Annotated in this window: 16 protein-coding genes; 3 read left to right on the top strand and 13 right to left on the bottom strand. The window is 69.6% G+C overall.

The window, feature by feature from the left end; all coding sequences use genetic code 11:
• Positions 1-15: 15 nt before the first annotated feature.
• The 8 genes from murD to mraZ all read right to left on the bottom strand — a co-directional run bounded on the left by murD (position 16) and on the right by mraZ (position 10,216).
• Entirely contained in the window at positions 16-1,455 is a 1,440-nt protein-coding gene (gene murD / locus ACIBG5_RS01755; RefSeq protein WP_396389518.1) for a UDP-N-acetylmuramoyl-L-alanine--D-glutamate ligase, read from the bottom strand.
• Complete coding sequence (gene mraY, locus ACIBG5_RS01750) at positions 1,452-2,528, bottom strand: phospho-N-acetylmuramoyl-pentapeptide-transferase (RefSeq protein WP_360449483.1); 1,077 nt, start codon at positions 2,526-2,528, stop codon at positions 1,452-1,454. The genes murD and mraY overlap by 4 nt, the downstream gene beginning before the upstream one ends.
• Positions 2,525-3,946 (bottom strand): UDP-N-acetylmuramoyl-tripeptide--D-alanyl-D-alanine ligase, encoded by a 1,422-nt coding sequence (gene murF / locus ACIBG5_RS01745; RefSeq protein ID WP_396389516.1) that lies wholly within the window; start codon positions 3,944-3,946, stop codon positions 2,525-2,527. The genes mraY and murF overlap by 4 nt, the downstream gene beginning before the upstream one ends.
• On the bottom strand, positions 3,943-5,466 hold the full coding sequence (locus ACIBG5_RS01740) for a UDP-N-acetylmuramoyl-L-alanyl-D-glutamate--2,6-diaminopimelate ligase (RefSeq protein ID WP_396389515.1): 1,524 nt from the start codon (positions 5,464-5,466) through the stop codon (positions 3,943-3,945). The genes murF and ACIBG5_RS01740 overlap by 4 nt, the downstream gene beginning before the upstream one ends.
• A 50-nt stretch (positions 5,467-5,516) precedes the next feature.
• Positions 5,517-7,760: a penicillin-binding transpeptidase domain-containing protein gene (locus ACIBG5_RS01735; protein WP_396389514.1), complete on the bottom strand. Its 2,244-nt coding sequence runs from the start codon at positions 7,758-7,760 to the stop codon at positions 5,517-5,519.
• Between the two features lie 4 nt (positions 7,761-7,764).
• Positions 7,765-8,460, bottom strand: coding sequence for a hypothetical protein (locus ACIBG5_RS01730; RefSeq protein ID WP_396389513.1), 696 nt, complete (start codon positions 8,458-8,460; stop codon positions 7,765-7,767).
• Positions 8,460-9,425 carry a 16S rRNA (cytosine(1402)-N(4))-methyltransferase RsmH gene (gene rsmH / locus ACIBG5_RS01725; protein WP_396389512.1) on the bottom strand — a complete coding sequence of 322 codons (966 nt, stop codon included), beginning with the start codon at positions 9,423-9,425 and terminating at the stop codon, positions 8,460-8,462. Before rsmH ends, ACIBG5_RS01730 begins: the two co-directional genes overlap by 1 nt.
• A 359-nt stretch (positions 9,426-9,784) precedes the next feature.
• On the bottom strand, positions 9,785-10,216 hold the full coding sequence (gene mraZ / locus ACIBG5_RS01720) for a division/cell wall cluster transcriptional repressor MraZ (protein WP_131514606.1): 432 nt from the start codon (positions 10,214-10,216) through the stop codon (positions 9,785-9,787).
• 542 nt (positions 10,217-10,758) lie between these two features.
• Here mraZ and ACIBG5_RS01715 point away from each other — a divergent pair.
• From ACIBG5_RS01715 to ACIBG5_RS01705, 3 genes are read left to right on the top strand one after another with little or no spacing between them, the layout of a single operon-like run.
• Complete coding sequence (locus ACIBG5_RS01715) at positions 10,759-11,697, top strand: AAA family ATPase (RefSeq protein WP_396390752.1); 939 nt, start codon at positions 10,759-10,761, stop codon at positions 11,695-11,697.
• A 3-nt stretch (positions 11,698-11,700) separates the two neighbouring features.
• Positions 11,701-12,987, top strand: a complete 1,287-nt coding sequence (locus tag ACIBG5_RS01710) for a DUF58 domain-containing protein (protein WP_396389511.1) — start codon at positions 11,701-11,703, stop codon at positions 12,985-12,987.
• A 41-nt stretch (positions 12,988-13,028) separates the two neighbouring features.
• On the top strand, positions 13,029-15,341 hold the full coding sequence (locus ACIBG5_RS01705) for a transglutaminaseTgpA domain-containing protein (protein ID WP_396389510.1): 2,313 nt from the start codon (positions 13,029-13,031) through the stop codon (positions 15,339-15,341).
• A 235-nt stretch (positions 15,342-15,576) separates the two neighbouring features.
• On the opposite strand, the gene ACIBG5_RS01700 is transcribed toward ACIBG5_RS01705, so the two are convergent.
• The 5 genes from ACIBG5_RS01700 to ACIBG5_RS01680 form a co-directional block, all read right to left on the bottom strand.
• The gene (locus ACIBG5_RS01700; protein WP_360449500.1) at positions 15,577-15,996 is read right to left on the bottom strand and encodes a DUF3040 domain-containing protein; all 420 of its coding nucleotides are present in this window, start codon (positions 15,994-15,996) and stop codon (positions 15,577-15,579) included.
• 282 nt (positions 15,997-16,278) lie between these two features.
• Positions 16,279-17,031 (bottom strand): methyltransferase domain-containing protein, encoded by a 753-nt coding sequence (locus tag ACIBG5_RS01695; RefSeq protein ID WP_360449503.1) that lies wholly within the window; start codon positions 17,029-17,031, stop codon positions 16,279-16,281.
• 205 nt (positions 17,032-17,236) lie between these two features.
• Positions 17,237-17,491: a hypothetical protein gene (locus tag ACIBG5_RS01690; protein ID WP_396389509.1), complete on the bottom strand. Its 255-nt coding sequence runs from the start codon at positions 17,489-17,491 to the stop codon at positions 17,237-17,239.
• A 39-nt stretch (positions 17,492-17,530) separates the two neighbouring features.
• On the bottom strand, positions 17,531-18,004 hold the full coding sequence (locus tag ACIBG5_RS01685) for an SAV_6107 family HEPN domain-containing protein (protein WP_131351369.1): 474 nt from the start codon (positions 18,002-18,004) through the stop codon (positions 17,531-17,533).
• Positions 18,001-18,423, bottom strand: coding sequence for a DUF6504 family protein (locus tag ACIBG5_RS01680; RefSeq protein ID WP_396389508.1), 423 nt, complete (start codon positions 18,421-18,423; stop codon positions 18,001-18,003). Before ACIBG5_RS01680 ends, ACIBG5_RS01685 begins: the two co-directional genes overlap by 4 nt.
• Between the last annotated feature and the right edge of the window lie 329 nt (positions 18,424-18,752).

Genomic DNA, 18,752 nt, shown 5'->3' with positions numbered 1-18,752 from the left:
GCGATCACTCCCGGATCAGTTGTCGCCGAGCCGGTGCACGGCTTCGGCGAAGGCGTCGCCACGGGCTCCGTAGTTGGCGAACATGTCCCATGATGCGCAGCCGGGCGCGAGCAGCACGGTGTCACCCACCTGTGCCAGCTTCGCCGCCTCCCCCACCACGATCTGCATGGCTCCAGTGTCCGTTGCCTCGACAGTGATTACCGGGACATCCGGTGCGTGTCGGGCAAGTGCTTCGGCGATCACCTGCTTGTCCTGTCCGAGCAGCACGACACCCCGCAGCCGTTCCCTTGCCGCGAGCACCAGTTCGTCGAACGTCGCGCCCTTGGCCTGACCGCCGGCGATCCAGACGACGTGCTCGTACGCCAGCAGCGAGGCCTGCGCCGCGTGCGGGTTGGTCGCCTTCGAATCATCGACATAGTTGACCCCGGCAACTTCCGCGACGTGCGCGATCCGATGCTTGTCCGGGGTGAACCCGCGCAGCCCGTCCCGCACCGCCGTCGCGGGTACGCCGAACGCCCGGGCGAGCGCCGCCGCGGCCAGCGCGTTCGCCACGTTGTGCGGTGCCGCCGGCGTGATGTCCTCGAGCTTCGCCAGCTCCAGCGCGGACGTCTCGCGCTGCTCGACGAACGCGCGGTCGACCAGCAGATCCTCGACCAGGCCGACCATCGACAGTCCCGGCGTACCGAGGGTGAAGCCGATCGCGCGGCAGCCCTCGATCACCTCGGCGTCGATCACCAGTTGCTCGGTGACCGGGTCGGCGACGTTGTAGACGCACGCGATCTGGCAGTTCTCGTAGATCCGGCCCTTGTCCTTCGCGTAGGCCTCCATCGACCCGTGCCAGTCGACGTGATCGGGCGCGAGGTTCAGTACGGCGGCCGAGTGCGCGGACATCGAGTGGGTGAAGTGCAACTGGTAGCTGGACAGCTCCACCGCGATCACGTCGTACGGCTCGGGGTCCATCACGACTTCCAGCAGCGGCAGCCCGACGTTGCCCGCGGCAACGGCACGGTGGCCGGCCGCGGTCAGCATGGCGGTGAGCATCTGCACGGTCGTGGTCTTGCCGTTGGTCCCGGTGATGCACAGCCACGGCGCGGCGTTCGCCGGGTCCCGCAGCCGCCAGGCCAGTTCGATCTCGCTCCAGATCGGCACCTCGCGCTCGTCGGCCTGCGCGACCAGCGGCGCGTACGGCGGGACGCCGGGCGACGTCACCACGATGTCGACGTCCTTCGGGAGTTCCGCCGTACTGCCCGGGCCGAGCGTGATGGTGGCGCCGAGGGTCTCGAGGATCTGCGCCTTCTCGCGCAGTGCCTCGTTGTCCCGATCGTCCAGAACCGTGACGTGCTCGGCGCCGGCCTGCAGCAGTGAGTCGGCGCACGCGTAGCCCGCCGTACCGAAGCCGAGCACGACGAACCGGGTCGTCGCCCAGCCGTCGGAGGTGCGTGTTTCGAGACTCATCCGGCGACCCATTCCGCGTAGAACAGCCCGAGACCGATCACGACACACAGGCCCTGGATGATCCAGAACCGGATCACCACATTGACCTGTTCCCACCCGAGCATCTCGAAGTGGTGGTGCAGCGGCGCCATCCGGAACAATCGCTTGCCCCCGGTCAGCTTGAAGTAGCCGACCTGGAGGATCACCGAGGCGGTGACGATGACGAACAGCCCGCCGAGCAGCAGCACCAGCAGTTCGGTCCGGGTCATCACCGCGAACCCGGCCAGCGCACCACCCAGCGACAGCGAGCCCGTGTCGCCCATGAAGATCTTCGCCGGCGACGCGTTCCACCACAGGAAGCCGAAGAGCGCGCCGGTCAGAGCGGCGGCCACCACGGCCAGGTCGTGTGGATCGCGGACCTCGTAGCACTTGGCGGTCGGGAACGACGCGCAGCTCTGGTTGAACTGCCAGATGCAGATCAGGGTGTACGCACCGAACACCATCATCGACGCGCCGGTGGCCAGACCGTCCAGGCCGTCGACCAGGTTGACGCCGTTCGACATGCCGGCGATCAGCAGCAGGATCCAGATCACCACCAGGATCCCGGCCAGGTGCAGCCAGTTGATGTCGCGGATGAACGAGATGAACGGCGAGGCCGGACGCTGGCCGCGCTCGTCGGGGAACTGCAGCGCGAGGACGGCGAAGGAGACCGCGACCACCGTCTGGCCGGCCAGTTTCGCCTTGCTGCGCAGGCCCAGGCTGCGCTGGCGGACGATCTTGATGAAGTCGTCCAGGAAGCCGACCGCGCCCATGCCGGCGAACAGGAACAGCACCAGGAGCGCCGAGGCGGTCGGCGCGCTCCCGTGGCCGCTGATCATCGTGAACAGCTTCGCCGCGAAGTACCCGACGATGGTGGCGACGATGAAGACGGTGCCGCCCATGGTCGGCGTACCGCGCTTGGTGTGGTGCGAGGTCGGGCCGTCGTCGCGGATCTCCTGGCCGTAGCCACGCCGCGACAGCAGCGTGATCGCCCAGCGGGTGCCGAGCAGCGTCAGCACCATCGACACGGCGCCGGCGAACAGGATCGAGATCACTGCACGTCCTCCGCATACTTGGACAGCTCATCGCGTCCGGTCAGCAGGGCGTCGGCCAGGCTGCGCAGCTTCGCCAGTTTCGAGGATTTGACGAGTACGACGTCGCCCGCGCGCAGCTCGGCCCGCAGCAGCGCGAGCGCTTCCGGAATCGAGTCGACGTACGCCGACTCATTGCCCCAGGAGCCTTCCAGCGACGCACCGAGGTGGATCGGCTTGGCACCCTCTCCGACCACGACGAGACGGTTGACGTCGAGCCGGACCACGAGCCGTCCGATCGCGTCGTGCTCGTCGGTGGAGGTGTCGCCGAGTTCGCGCATCTCGCCCAGCACCGCCCAGGTCCGCGCACCGCGCGAGCGGCCGATCGCGACCAGCGCCTTCAGTGCCGCGCGCATCGAGTCCGGGTTCGCGTTGAAGGCGTCGTTGATGATCGTGACACCGTCCGCCCGCTCGACCAGCTCCATCCGCGCCGCCGACACGCGGCTTGCCGAGTTGAGCCCGGCCACGATCTGTTCGGGGGTGAGGCCGACTGCCGATGCGACGGCCGCCGCGGCCAGCGCGTTCGACACATGGTGCTCGCCGATGAGCTGCAACTGCACTTCGCCGGCGAAGTCGCCGAGGTGCACGGTGAACGCGGGGCGTCCCTCGGCGTCGAGCTTGACGCCCTCCGCGCGGATGTCCGCTTCCGGCGCCTCGCCGAAGGTCAGCACTCGTGCCTGCGTCCGGCTCCGCATCGCCGCGACCCGATGGTCGTCGGCGTTGAGGATCGCCGTACCGCCGGGGACGACGGCCTCGATCACTTCGCCCTTGCCGAGCGCGATGTTGTCCTGGGAGCCGAACTCGCCGATGTGCGAAGTCCCGACGTTCAGCACCAGTCCGATCCGCGGCGGCGTGATCCCGCACAGGTAGGTGAGATCGCCGATGTGCCGCGCGCCCATCTCGGCGACCAGGTACTTCGTGCTCTCGGTCGCCTGCAGCGCGGTGAGCGGGTGACCGATCTCGTTGTTGAACGAGTTCTCCGGAGACACCGTCTCGCCGTACGGGCGGATCAGCTGCGCGATCAGGTCCTTGGTGCTGGTCTTGCCCGACGAGCCGGTCAGGGCGATCACGACGAGGTCGGGCAGCCGGCTGACCACGAGCCGGGCCAGATCGCCGAGCGCCTTCTGGGTGTCGGCGACAACGATGCAGGGCGCACCGTCGATCGGCCTCGTCGTGAGTGACGCCGTGACGCCGGCCTCGGACGCCGTACCGACGAAGTCGTGCCCGTCGACCCGCTCACCGGGCAGGGCGACGAACAGCCCGCCGGGAGCGGCTGCTCGCGAATCGATCACCACCGCACCGTCGACGACGGCCGACGGGTCCACACCCACCAGCTCGCCGTGGACCGCCTCGGCGATCTCACCGCACCTGACTCCGATCACCGCTCAGCCTCCAGCAACTCACGCACGGTTTGGCGGTCGTCGAACGGGTGGATCACACCGCCGACGTCCTGGCCTGTCTCATGGCCCTTACCCAGTACGACGACGGTGTCGCCCGGTCCGGCCAGCTCGATCGCGGTCGCGATGGCCCGCCTCCGGTCACCGATCTCGTGCAGGTCGACGCCCGGGACCGCCTGCCGGGCACCCTCGAGCGCGGCGGCCCGGATCGCCGCCGGGTCCTCGCTGCGCGGATTGTCGTCGGTGACTATGACGACGTCCGATCCCCGCGCGGCCGCGGCGCCCATCTGCGGGCGCTTGCCCGCGTCGCGGTCACCGCCGCAGCCCACGATGGCGAACAGCCGGCCCTTCGTCGCGCCGCGCGCCGCCTTCAGCGCGAGCTCCACCGCGTCCGGCGTGTGCGCGTAGTCGACGATCACCGCGAGGCCGTCCTCACGGGTGAACGCCTCCATCCGCCCCGGCACGGTCGCGGTCCTCAGTCCGGCCGCGATCGCCTCCGCCGGTACGTCGAGCTGCCGCAGCATCGCGGTCGCCAGCAGCGCGTTGGCCACGTTGAAGTCACCGGGTAGCGCGATCTCGACGGTCAGCGTCTCCCCCGGCCCCTGGATGTCGAGAACGGTCGTGCCGTGCTCGGACTGGTGCCGGCTCGCGACGGTCCAGTCGGCCTCGCCGGTCGTGGACACAGTCACCAGCGGTACGACGGTCTGTGCGGCCAACCGGCGTCCGTACTCGTCGTCGATGGTCACCACCGCCACATCACACCGCTCCGGGGTGAACAAGGAGGCCTTCGCGGCGAAGTACTCCTCGAACGTGTTGTGGAAGTCCAGGTGGTCCTGGGTGAGATTGGTGAACCCGGCCACCGCGAACCGCGCGCCATCCACGCGGCCCATCGCCAACGCGTGGCTCGACACCTCCATAGAGCACCACGCCACCGCGTGCTCCCGCATCACCGCGAACAACGCCTGCAGATCGGTCGCCTCCGGAGTGGTCCGGACGCTCTTCACCACCTCGTTGCCGATCCGCGTCTCGATCGTCCCGATCAACGCCGCCTGACCGAGCCGACGCAGTACGGCGTCCAGCAGGAAGCAGGTCGTGGTCTTGCCGTTCGTGCCGGTGATACCGATCAGCCGCAGCTCACTGGTCGGCTCACCGTAGATCCGGGCAGCGACCGCGCCGAGCACGTCCCGCGGCTTGTCGACCACCAGGACCGGCAGACCGGTCGCGTTCGCCCGCTCCTCGCCGGTGGGATCGGTCAGTACGGCGACCGCCCCGGACTGTTGCGCCTTCGCCACGAAAGCTGCACCGTGCGTGATCGCACCCGGCAGAGCGGCATACAGGTCACCAGGAAGGACGGAGCGCGAGTCGAGCGAGACACCGGTGATGCCGGCTGACGCTGCCGGGGTCCGCGCGTGGGCGACCCTGGCGACCTCGGCGAGGTCGACCGGCACGATGTGCCGTGGCCTGATCGCTGCGACGGCGCCGCCTGCGGCGGAAGGGTTGGACACGGGCCCAGAGGCTACCGCTCCGAGCACCCTGAGTCCTACCTGACCCTGCGTCACCAGGTGATGGGAACGTCGGGCTGCTTCGCCCCCGTCGGTGGGACGACGTACTTCTGCAGCGCGTAGCTCATCACGTCTCGGAACACCGGTCCTCCCTGGAAGCCACCACCCCGCGCACCCAAGGGATCGTGCAGTACGACGTACGTCACGAACCGTGGGTTGTCGGCTGGGGCGAATCCGGCGAAAGAAGTCGCCCATTTGCGGTAGCACCCGCAGGCCGAGTCGACTTCCTGGGCGGTACCGGTCTTGCCGGCCACCAGGTAGCCGTCGATCGCCGCCTGCGGTGCGGTGCCCTTCTTCGCGGTCACCGCCTCCATCATCGTGGCGACCTCCTTGGCGGCCTTCTCGCTCACCACCCGGCGCGGCGGGGCGGTCTGGTTCGGCGTGGTGGTGCCGTTCGCGTCGACGTAGTTGCGGACCAGCTTCGGCGGCACATAGACGCCGCCGTTCGCGACCGCGTTCACCGCGGCGGTCATCTGCACCGCGTTCGCCGACAGGCCCTGGCCGAACGCGACGTTCGACCGGGTCAGCTCGCTCCACTCGTCACCCGGCGGCATCAGACCCTTGCTCTCGCCCGGGTAGTTCAGCCCGGTCGGCGCGCCGAAGCCGAAGTCGTGCAGGTACTTCACGAACTGCGGGATCCGCATCTGCTGTGAGGCCATGATCGTGCCGACGTTCGACGACTTCGCGACCACCCCGGCGATCGTGAGGTTCAGCGTGCCGTGGTCCCAGTGGTCCTTGATCGTGCGCCGCTGCACCTCGATGCTGCCCGGGACCCGGAGCTTGGTGTTCAGGTCGATCAGGCCGGCGTCGGCGAGAGCGGCCATGGTGACCACCTTCTGCACACTGCCCGGCTCGTAGGTCCGCTCCAGCGCGGGGTTCTTCAACTGGTTCGGCGAAGTGACGCTCTTGTTCGGGTCGAAGCTCGGGTAGTTGGCCATCGCGAGGAGCTCGCCGGACTTCACGTCCATCGTGACCACGGTGCCGGCGCTGGCCTTGTACTGCTTCACCGTCTGCTCGATCCGCTTCTCGGCGAACCACTGCAGGTCCGCGTCCAAGGTGAGCTGCACGCCGACGCCGGGCTTCGGCTCCTCGACCGTGTGGTTCGCGTTCGGGATCTTGTTGCCCTTGGTGTCGACCTCGTACATCGCCTTGCCGTCCTGGCCGGACAGCTTGTCGTTCAGCCCGTACTCGAGTCCGGACAGCCCCTTGCCGTCCGCGCCGACCACGCCGACCACGTTCGCGGCGATGGTGCCGTTCGGGTGGCTGCGGACCGGGTCGTCCTCGGTGTAGAGGCCGGCCAGCAGCGGAGCCCCCTGGTCCTGCGGCTTGGCCTTGTTCTGCTCATTGATGTCGGCGTTGCGCTGCTTCATCGCGGCCTGGATCTCGTTCCAGGTCTGCGGGGCGACCTGGCGGGCGAGACGGACGTACCGGCCCTTCCCGGTCATCGCGGTGACGAGCTTGTCGTATGTCGTACCGGACAGCTTGGGAGCCATGATCGCGGCGAGCTGCGTCGCGACCGGGCCGGTCTGGGTCGGGTCCGCGGTGATCGCGACCGCCTCCTCGGAGACCGAGAACGGAACGCCGTTGCGGTCGACGATCGCGCCGCGAGAGGCGTACAGGGGGAACGGCTTGGTGTTCTCCCGACTGGCCGCCTGGGCATAGCTGTCCGGGTCCACGCCCTGCAGCAGCACCAGCCGCCCGGCGAACAGCGACAGCACGAACGCCATCACCCCGAACGTCACCCGCAGCCGCAACGTCGGCCGCCCCAACTTCAAGGTCCGCGGCGGCCGCTTGACCTTCCGCTTCTTCGGCCGCGGAGCCGGCCGATTCTGCGGAGACCTCTTCTTCCCCGCCGACTTCTTGACAGGAGCCTTCTTGGCCGTCGCCTTCTTGGCTGTCGCCTTCTTGGCCGTCGCCTTCTTGGCCGGCCTCTTCCGCGGGTCGGTGTCGCCAGTCGTCCGGCGGGGTGCCGGGCCCGCGCCGTTCGAGCTCACCCGCTTCTTCGGCTGCGCCTTCTTCACGGGACGGCGCGGAGCGGGACTCGGTTGAGCGGCACGCTCCTGCTCTTCGCGGGCTTGGCGGAGGAGGCGGTCTCGGGTGGATTCCGGACGCTGTGGGGTGGAGCGATTGCTGTCGGTGACGGACGGACGGCGAGGCTGGGCCTTGCGGGGCGTGCCGCCCCGGCCCGGCTCGGTGCCACGCCTGCGTGGCGGCTCGCTGCCCCGTCGGTCCGTCATCCGATCATCCCCCGGTGGTCGTGGTGCCCTGCGCCCCTGTCGTCGTACCGGTGCGCGGGGAGTTCGTGGTGGCGGGCGGCTTGTTACCCGTGGCCGTTCCTGTCTGTGCGGTCGCCGTACCCGGCTTCACCGTCCCCGGCTTGACCGTCCCGGCCGGAGGCTTGACCGTCCCGGCCGGAGGCTTCACCGTGCCGGCCGGCGGCTTCACGGTCCCGGCCGGAGGCTTGGGCGTGACGACCGGCGGCCTCGGCGTGACGGCTGGCTTCGGCGCCGCGCTGGGACCGAACATCGCCGCACCCGTCCCGGCCTTGCCTTCCTGCGGCACCCCGAGCACCCGCCCGTCGGACAGCCGGAGGAAGACCGGATTCGGGTTCGGCACCATGCCCATCTTCAGCGCCCGGTCGGCCAGGTTCTGCGGCGACTCCAGCGTGCGGACCTGCTTCTCCAGCTGCTCCTGCTGGTCCCTCAGCTGATCGGCCTGCTTGTTCAGCTCCGTGACGTGGAAGGTCCCGCTCTGCAGCTCGGTGTTGAGCAGCAGCAGGCCGATCAGGCCGGCCGCCAGCAGCGACACCACGAAGATGACGAACGGCATCCGCGGCGGCCGGAACGGCGCACCATAGACGACCCGCAGCTTCGGCTCCGACCGCTTGGCCGGCGCCGGCGTGACCCGTGCCTTGGACGGGCTGAAGACAGTACTCATCAGGCCACCAGCCCTTTCTCCCGGATTCGTTCGGCAGCTCGCACGCGAGCGGAGGCGGCCCGCGGGTTCGCCGCGACCTCCTCCTCGGTCGGCCGCTCGGCGCCGCGGGTCAGCAACTTCAGGTACGGCTCGTGCCCGGCCGGAATGACCGGCAGGTCGTCAGGTACGTCGCTCTTCGTGGCGGCAGCGAACGTCTGCTTGGTGATCCGGTCCTCCAGGGACTGGTAGCTCATCACCACGATCCGCCCGTGCAGCGCCAGCGCCGCGAGCGCCGCCGGCAGCGCCCGCCGGAGCACCTCGAGCTCGCCGTTCACCTCGATCCGCAGCGCCTGGAACGTCCGCTTCGCCGGGTGCCCGCCGGTACGCCGGGCAGCCTGCGGGATCGCGTTCCGGACCAGCTCGGACAGTCGCGCGCTGGTGGTGAACGGCTCGGTCTCGCGCTCCCGCACGATCCGGTCCGCGATCCGCCGGGCGAACTTCTCCTCGCCGTACTGGAACAGGATCCGGGCCAGGTCGGCCGCGCTGTAGGTGTTCACGATGTCGGCGGCGGTGGTCGGGCCGGTGCTGTCCATCCGCATGTCCAGCGGCGCGTCCTGCGCGTAGGCGAACCCGCGGTCGGCCTCGTCCAGCTGCATCGACGAGACGCCCAGGTCGAACAGGATCCCGTCGATCGCCGGTATGCCGAGGTCCGCGAGCGCCCGCGGGAGTTGGTCGTACACCGCGTGCACGAGGGTGATCCGCTCCTCGTACGGCGCCAGCCGGTCACCGGCGAGGCGCAGCGCCGCGGGGTCGCGGTCGAAGCCGATCAGCCGGGCGTCGGGGAAGCTGCGCAGGAACGCCTCGGAATGACCACCGAGGCCGAGGGTCGCGTCGACGAGGACCGCGCCGGGGTGCGCGAGCGCCGGCGCCAGCAGCGCGACCACGCGCTCCAGCATCACCGGCACATGCCGCTCCGCAGCGTTCATCCTCGACCCTTCCCGTCGCCGCGGGAGCGACCCTGCCCCCGCAGGTTCTGTACTGCTGTGCTGCCCGTCAGACCTGCCGTCCGGGCCGGCCTTCCGGTTGGTCGCCGCTCCGGATGTCGCGGATCCGGTCCGGCGGTTCGCCGTGGTACGTGTCCTGCGGTGGGGCGGGGTGGAGGGTGTCGCTGTGGCGCGGTGCTTCGAGTGACACCGTCCGGTCAGATCGCGGGTACGCCTTCCGGGGAAGTACCTCGTCGGTCTTGGCGCCGGGGAAGTGGCGCCAAGGGCTTGAGGTCGGAAGTCGGACCCGTGATCTCACCGGACGGTCGGTGTGCTCTCGGTCCTGCTCGCCCACTGTTCAGCTAGAAGATCCCTGGCAATACCTCTTCGGAGAGGTCCGCGAAGGCCTGCTCCTGCTCTTGCGAGTACCTGTTCCAGTTCTCGGTGTTCCAGATCTCCACCCTGTTCATCGCCCCGATGACGACGCAGTCGCGATCCAGTCCGGCGTAATCGCGCAGCATCGGCGGGATGGTGACCCGGCCCTGCTTGTCCGGCACCTCGTTCGAGGCTCCGGCAAACAGCATCCGCAGATAGTCCCGCGCACCCTTGTTGGTGATCGGCGCCTGCTTCAGCTGCTCTGTCAGTTGGATGAACTCGCGCTCGGGCCACACGGACAGCGACCGCTCCTGTCCACGCGTGATCACCAGGCCGTCGGCCAGTTCGTCACGGAACTTCGCCGGCAGGAACAACCGTCCCTTGTCGTCGAGCTTGGGGAAGTGCGTTCCGAGGAACACGCTCCACCTCCCCGTTGCGGACTCTCCGTCTCAGGCGAGCTGTTTCCACCACTTCGGTTCCACTGCGCTCCACCTTACTCCACTTTCCACCACCGTCAACCAACTTCCGCCCGTTTCCCCCCACCCGCGCCGCGAATCCCACCCGGCGTTCCCGCGTGTCGCTGCCTGGTCAGGCGCCTGGCTCTCCTCCACTTCGCTCCACCGGGCCCTCCACTCGCCTCCACCGGCCTTCTCCACTTCGCTCCACTCGGTGCTCTTTGCACTCCGCTCCGCATCGGGATGAACCATTCGGCGCCCAGAGCCGTCGTAACCCCCGGCAGTTTGTTTTCGCCGCCCGTACGCTTGGAGGGACGACTTTCCGACCCAGCCGGTGAGGGCCTGTGCCGATGAACACCGAAACGCCAGGTAACGAAACTTCCGATGCTCTAGGCCCGGCCCCTACAGCGGGTGAGAATGTGTCGGCCGTCAACGAATGGGGAGGACTCAGGGTGAGCAGTACCGCGACCAGCTCGGCGCTGGCAGGAGCCGGGGACTTCGACGAACTGGCCGAGGTGGCGGGACGAGTCCGCCGGGCCATCGAGCAGGTGATCGAGGGCAAACCCGACGTGGTCGAGGTCGCCGTCACGGTCCTGCTGGCCGAAGGCCACCTACTGATCGAGGACGTACCGGGCGTCGGCAAGACGATGCTGGCCAAGGCGCTGGCCCGGTCGATCGACTGCACCGTGCGCCGGATCCAGTTCACCCCGGACCTGCTGCCGTCGGACATCACCGGCGTCTCGGTCTTCAACCAGGAGATCCGCGACTTCGAGTTCAAGCCCGGCGCGGTGTTCGCGAACATCGTGGTCGGCGACGAGATCAACCGTGCCTCGCCGAAGACCCAGGCCGCACTGCTGGAGTCGATGGAGGAGCGCCAGGTCACCGTCGACACCACGACGTACCAGCTCGAGGCGCCGTTCATGGTCATCGCGACCCAGAACCCGATCGAGATGGAAGGCACCTACCCGCTCCCCGAGGCGCAGCGCGACCGTTTCATGGCCCGCGTCTCGATGGGGTACCCGGAGCCGGCCGCCGAGCTGCGGATGCTCGACGGTCACGCCGCCGACGACCCGCTGAAGAGCCTGCAACCGGTCACGGACGGCCAGCAGATCCTGCGGCTGGTGAAGACGGTGCAGTCGGTGCACGTGTCCGAGGGCGTCAAGGAGTACGCCGTCGCCCTGGTCGGCGCGACCCGTCGGTCGCAGGAGCTCCGGCTGGGTGCGAGCCCCCGGTCCACCCTGCACCTGATCCGGGCGGCCCGCGCGGCGGCGGCGCTCGACTCCCGGGAGTTCGTGCTCCCGGACGATGTTCAAGAGCTCGCGGTGCCCGTGCTGGCGCACCGTGTTCTTCCTGCGGCTGAGGCGCATCTCGGTGGGCGCGATGCAGCCGACATCATCTCCGGGCTGGTGTCCACAGTGGCACTCCCCCGCACTCGTCGGGACTGAGACATGCGGCAGGCACTGCGCGGGCTGACCACCAGGGGGCGGGCGTTCGTCGCGGCCGGCATCACCGCGTCTCTGTGTGCACTCCTGCTCGGGCAGAAGGACTTGCTGCGCGTCGGCATCCTGCTGGTCGCACTGCCGTTGGTCGCAGCGCTCGTCGTCGGACGGACCAGGCTGCGACTGCGGGTACGGCGCAGCCTCGCGCCGGACCAGGTGCCGGTGGGTACGCAGGCGACGGTGGAGCTTGCCTTGAGCAACCAAGGCCGGATGCCTGCGGGTCTGCTCCTGCTCGAGGACCGGATCCCTTACGTGCTGGGTCACCGGCCGCGCTTCGTGGTCGACCGGGTCAGTCCGAACTGGCGTCGTACGGTCACCTACTCGGTCAAGTCCGACGTCCGTGGCCTGTTCCAGGTCGGGCCGTTGATGCTGACCGTGGCCGACCCGTTCGGTCTGGTCGAGACCAGCCGCACGTTCACCCGCAGCCAGCACCTGCTGGTGACGCCGCGGGTCTACCGGCTGCCGGAGATCCGGCTGGGTGCGGACCGGGCCGGTTCCGGAGAGAACCGGCCGCGGGCGATCGCGTCGGCCGGCGAGGAGGACGCGACTGTTCGCGAGTACCGCGACGGTGACGACCTCCGCCGGGTGCACTGGCGGTCGACCGCGCGCCGCGGCGAGCTGATGGTGCGGCGGGAGGAGCAGCCCTGGCAGAGCCGGTGCGCGATGTTCCTGGACGCACGGGTCATCTCGCACCACGGCCACGGCCCGTCGTCCAGCCTCGAGTGGGCCGTCAGCGCGGCCGCCTCGGTCGGCATCGACCGGATCCGCCGTGGCTACGCGACCACGATGCTCGGCGGCCCGACCACACTGTCGGCGATCACCCACCGCACCTCGGCCTCCGTCCACCAGCCGCTCACCACGCAGCAGTTGCTGACCGAGTGCGCGACCGTCGAGGAACACAAGTACGCCGAGATCGGTCCACTGCTGACCGTCGACCGGCATACCCACGACCCGAGCCTGGTGATCGCGATCCTCGGTGCGTGCAGCTCCGAGGACGTCACCTCGCTGAACCGCTGGCGGACCAGCCAGGCCATCGGCGTCGCGCTGCTGCTCGACGCGGCCAGCTGGGCGGTCGGCGCCGAGGCGACCGAGAAGGCGGCCCGGCTGACCGCCGCCGCGGACGCCACTGAGAACGAACTGCGCCGGAGCGGCTGGCGGGTCGCCAGAGTCCGGCGCGGCGACCACCTACCCACCGTGTGGTCCGGCCTCGGGCTGCGGAGCGGAAGGATCGCATGACCGGTCACGTGAGGATCTCTCTCGCCGCTTGGGGAGCGACCGTGTTGGGGTCGCTCGTGCTGACGCCCGTGTTCTCGGGGCCGTTCTTGTTCATCAGTGCGTTCCTGTGCGGGGCTGTGACCGGCGTCGGAGTGCTGTTGCAGAACCTGCGCGCCCCGCGGATCGTCGTACCGCTGGTTCAACTGGTGGTGCTGATCGAACTGCTGTCGCTGTTCTTCCTGAACAGCACGCTGAAGTTCGGGCTGTTCCCGTGGAAGGCGACAGCGATCGAGTTCAACCAGCAGATGGTCAACGCGATGGACTCGATCAACCGGTTCAGCGCGCCGCTGCCGCCCGACTCGCACCTGACCCTGTTCGCCGTGTCGGTCATCTCCGCGACCGGACTGCTGATCCACGTCGTCGCCGTGCAGCTTCGGCAGGCGGCCTGGGCCGGATTGCTGCTCCTGATCATGTACACCGTGCCGGCCGCGACCGTGCACGGCGGACTGCCCGCGTTGCTGTTCATCCCGCCGGCGATCGGCTACATCGTGCTGCTGTCGGCCGAGGGCCGCAGCAGGCTGAGCCGCTGGGGCCGCCGGATCTCCGGCGTGTCGCACCTGGACGCTGCCGAGCCGGTCGAGGCGTCCGCGCTCGGCCAGGCGGGCCGGCGGATCGGTCTGAGCGTGGTCGCGCTCGCCGCACTCCTGCCGGCGTTGCTGCCGGCCCTGCCGGAAGGTGTCGTCGGCAACGGTCTGGCGGGTAGCGGTCCCGGCAACGGCGTCGGCGCGTCGATCTCGTCCACCGACCCGATGCTGGACATGGGCAAGAACCTCAAGCGCGGCGACAACGTGGTCGCGCTCACCTACAAGGGCGGTCCGGACGGCGGCAGCTACCTGCGGCTGACCGCGCTCGACAGCTTCGACGGCAACACCTGGCGGATCGCGCCCCGGCCGGAGAACCGCAAGATCGACGGCGAACTCTCGCCGCCGCCCGGGTACAACGGCGACCTGAGCAAGGCCCCACAGGCCAAGATGGAGATCAGCGTCAGCCGGAGCTTCCGGTCCCAGTTCGCGCCGGTCCCCTATCCGCTGCGGACGATCTCGCTCAAGCGGGACTGGCGGTACGACGCCGGCGCGCTCGACGTGGTGTCGTCGAACGGGCAGGTCGTCGGCGGCAAGAAGTACAACCTGAGCGTGTACGACCTCAAGCCCAACCCGGACCAGTTGCACAACGCCCTCCAGGGCGGTGCGCCGGACGAGTACACCAGCCGGGTGCCGAGGCGTACCCCGCAGGAGATCAAGGACCTCACCAACGAGGTCACTGCCGATGCCAAGGGCAACCAGTTCGACGAGGCGGTGCTGCTGCAGAGCTGGTTCCGCAGCGGCGGCGGCTTCACCTACAGCACCGACAACGCGCGCGGCAGCGGGATGCCGGCGCTGCGCGACTTCCTGCTGGAGAACAAGACCGGGTACTGCGAGCAGTTCGCCACCGGGATGGCGCTGATGGCGCGCATCCTCGGCATCCCGTCCCGGGTCGGCATCGGGTTCCTGCCCGGGACGTCCGACAAGGACGGCCAGTACACGGTGCGGATGCACGACATGCACGCCTGGCCCGAGCTGTACTTCCAGGGCTACGGCTGGGTCCGGTTCGAGCCGACCCCGCCGGCCCGAGTGGCGAGCGCCCCGAGCTGGACGGTCGGCACCGGCTCTGACTCGATCAACCCGTCGACGGCGCCGAGCACCGCGCCGATCACTCCGGGCGGCACCGAGGACCCGCTGATCGACAAGCCGAACAGCGACCGCAACCTGCCCAACGACAGCGGCGTCGCGGTCCTCGACCAGGGCAACTGGTTCACCAACGGTGGCGGCCAGGCGATCGGCATCAGCGCGGGCGTGATCCTGTTGCTGTGCATCCCGTGGCTGATCCGCAGTCTGACCAGACGCCGCCGGTTCTCCCGGCCGCCAGGCCGCGCCGGAGCCGAAGGGCTCTGGGCGGAGATCCGCGACACGTCCCGGGACCTCGGTCTCGACTGGTCGGAGATCTCCACGCCACGCCAGTCCGGCGAATGGCTGCTGACGAAACTGCCCACGGAGACGCATCCGGAGGCTCTCCGGCTGGCCCGTGGCATCGAGGCTCTGCGGTACTCCGGTGACGTGAACCCAAGCACGGACCTCCGGGCCGAGGCGGCCGGCGTACGCAAGGCGCTGTGGTCCCAGGCGCGGCAGGTCCGCCGCTGGCGGGCGCGGCTGCTGCCACCGTCCTGGCGCTGGTACCTGAACCGGGGCAGCACAGAGGCCTCCGACCTCCTGGACGAGTTCGACCTTCTGCTCGCCCGGCTCAGGTCCCTGGTTCTCCGCGGGCGCCACGCCAACTGACAGCCAGGCCCCGGCCGCAGCTGACGACCAGGCCTCCGCTGCACAGTGGACCTCGGCCGCGCATCCCATCTCGGGGTGCGCGGCCGACCCATCCCGGGATGCGCGGCCGAGGGCGGTGGTTCCCACCTGGGACAGATCTCGAACCAGACCGCGCACACAAAGAACCACACCCGCCCCACCAGGGCACGGGTGTGGTTCTTCGACTGGTCTCGCGCTCAGCCGGCGCGGCGGCCGGTCAGAGGTCTTCGTCGCGGCGGCGCCGCCAGCGGTCCTCCATGCGCTCCATGAAACTTCCGGACGAGTCGTGTTTGGTCCGATGCCGCTTCGACGGCGGAGGCGGCGGCGGGATGTCGTCCGAGTCCCCCGCGTTGCTGATCCGTTTCATGCTGAGCGCCGCGATGTAGAGGCAGGCGACCATCATCACGAAGCCGATGACTCCGATGATGGTGTTGGGGATGATCGCGCCGGCCATCAAGACCGCGATGCCCAGCACGAATCCAACGCCGGCAAGCACTGCCCGGCGCTTGTAATACAAGCGCACATTGGTCCCTCGCATGGCGGAGACGAACTTCGGGTCTTCCGCAGCGAGGGCGCGTTCGAGCTGCTCGAACTGGCGCTGCTCTTCTTCCGAGAGGGGCACCGTCGATCCCTCCATGGTGAGCGCGATCTCGATAGGCCACCTTCAGTCTAGGACGCGCGTGCCTCACACGAAACCCTGGCCGCCTGTCCAGCGCGTCACGGTCCGGAAACTCCCCGCCTCGACGGACGCTTACGAGCCACGGCGCCACCAGCCGAAACCTTGTTCCAGCCTACGGTTGCCAGCCCGTCACGCTCCGTCGCATTCGGGCGCTCCGGGCCGTCTGCGTGAGCCGCGACACGCCCGGGAGTCTGACGCGGTACGTCGTACCTCGTGGACGCCCCCGCGCTGTCCGGGTGGTCAGCGGGTGGCGAGGATGTGCAGCTGAGTGGCGAGCGCCCGGAAGTCGGGGTGCTGGCTGGCGGCGCGTTCCAGCTCGGCCAAGGAGTCGGCGGCGCCCGGTTCGGCGTCGACGAAAGCGGACGGGACCAGGTCGGCGAACGTACGGACGCCGTGCACGGTGTGGACCATGAAGCCGGCGTCGGCCAACTGCGCGATGATGCCGGCCTCGTCGAACCGCCGCGGCATCGGATCGTTCGCACCCCAGCGACCATCCGGGTCCTGCAGCGCGACCCGCGCCTCGGCCAGGTGACCGGCCAGGGCCCGCGCCAAGACGACAGCGTTGCGTTGGGCAACGAGCAAGCTCAGTACGCCGCCTTCGCGCAGTACCGAGGCCATTGCCTGTAGGGCCTGCACCGGATCGTCGACGACCTCGAGTACGCCGTGGCACAAGACGGCATCCGCACTTGACTCACCGGCCAGGCCGGGCAGCTCGGCCGCATCGCCTTGGACGCCGCGGACCAGGTCGCTCACGCCTTCGTCCCGCGCCCGCCGCTCGAGCGACGCCAACGCGTCGGGACTCGGGTCGACCACGGTCACCCGGTGACCTTCGACGGCCAGCGGTACGGCGAATCCGCCGGTGCCGCCACCGAGGTCGACGATGTCCAGGCCGGCGCCCGGATCGGTCCGGGCCCGCCCTGCCAGGGCAACCCGAAGAGCCTCGCCCACCAGCGCCGTCCGCAGCGAACGCCGCCGCCGATCGACCATCGTCATGACCCTCCTAGCAGTCCCCCAACCAACCACCCCGCGTCCGCCACACCCTACTTCCCACCCCGGTAGCTCGCCGCCGTCCGGGTAGGTGGGCGGGGCGGAGGGCGGTCACCACTCCGCCCACCTGCCGCGGCGTGGCGCCGCCGCGGGGCGGAGGAGGCGGTGACCACCCCGCCGACCTGCCGCCGCGCCGCCGAAGGTGCGGGGGTTAGCCGGGTTGGTAGGTTTCGGGGTCTATGAGCTCGACGGGCTCGAAGCCGGCGCCGTTGCAGCGGTCGCAGGTGTAGCCGGCCAGGAGGCCGCCGCCCGCGCATTTGCTGCACAGGCCGTCGTCCCAGGACTCGCCTTCCAGCGACTGATGCGGGCTCGGGTAATGGGTGTCGGCCAGATAGCACTCGACTCCGAGCACCGCATGCACGCGACCGCACAGGTCATGGCCGACACCTCTGCGTACCTGACTCAATGTCGTTTCTCTCCGAGTGGCTGCCGTCGTGGGCTGTTGCTAGCTGGCCTGCATCCAGGACTGGGTGAGGACCGACTGAGGGTCTGTGGTGGCGGTGAAGGTGGCGGTGCTGGACAGCCGCAGCGAGGACTCGACCAGACCGTAGAAGGTCTCCACTGCGCGGATCAGGTCATCGGCCTCGCGGGTCGTGACGGCTCGCTCCAAGCCGGCTTCGGCGGCAGCCCGCTGAGACGCACCGGCCGAGAAGAACGTAGCCCACTCGGCGAACTCTGGGGCGACCTCCGCCAGCAGCACCCAGGCATTCCGCTGGATGCGGCGGCGAGCGCCGGAGCGCACCGGCCGGGCACGCACGGCCAAGACCGCCGCCGCGACCCGGAGAGCCGCGATGTGCGCACTCGAGTAGCGGATCAGATGGTCGCTCGTGTCCAACGCCTCAGCCAGGGCGGCTCGGGCACGGGACAGCTCCCGGCTCGCCGCGCCGGCAGCCGCCGGAGACACCGGTGAAACAGTCATCGGTCTGTCACCCTTTCCAGTTGCCAGCGGCCGGAGTCCGGGTCGTGCGCGAGATCGAACAGCTCACGCCGACCGTGCCGGCCACACCCCGCCTCCACCCGGTACACCGCGCGCCGCGGTCCCCAGTCCGCATCCAGTACGCCGACCGCCGCGCCGTTCGCTGCGCCGCTCGTCGGGGCAGCACCGGCAAGGACAGGCGCTTCGGCGACGGCCGGAGCGGCCTCGGCGTGATGCCAGTCGGTCACGCGATGGATCGGGGTGCCGATGATGCCGCGTTCCCACCAGGCGGCGGTCTCGGTCCAGTGAGCCTGGACGGAGCAGACACGCCACAGACGGCCACGCCAGAGGAACTGCTCCGGGGTCTCGACGCCGTCCACGACACCCGAACGCACCTCGACGGCTTCGTCGAACTCCCACATGGTCCATCGCCTCCTGTGTACGAACTGCTGCTTCCCCTGGTCGACGGCCCGGTCGGAGGCCCGGCGGGTGGGCACGAGGTGGGGGTCGAGGTCCACCTCGGTGCCCGGCCCGCCGGAACCACCGGATCCCGATGCGGCCGCAACTCCGCACCGGAGCCGTCCAGCTGTCCGGGTCACCTCCGGCCGGCCTCCCGACGAAGCCGGGTCGGAGGTAATCGAACATCTGTTCGAACACTGGAAGAGTATCGCCGCCCGCCGACAATCGTCAACGGCCCGTAAGCCCGGCGCGCCGCCGCGCGACCGATCCGGCCGCCAGACTGGGTGCACCG

Origin of the sequence: Kribbella sp. NPDC050241 (genome assembly GCF_044459685.1) — a bacterium.
In the GTDB taxonomy this organism is placed as follows: Bacteria; Actinomycetota; Actinomycetes; order Propionibacteriales; family Kribbellaceae; genus Kribbella.
This window is presented reverse-complemented; position numbering and strand designations above follow the sequence as displayed.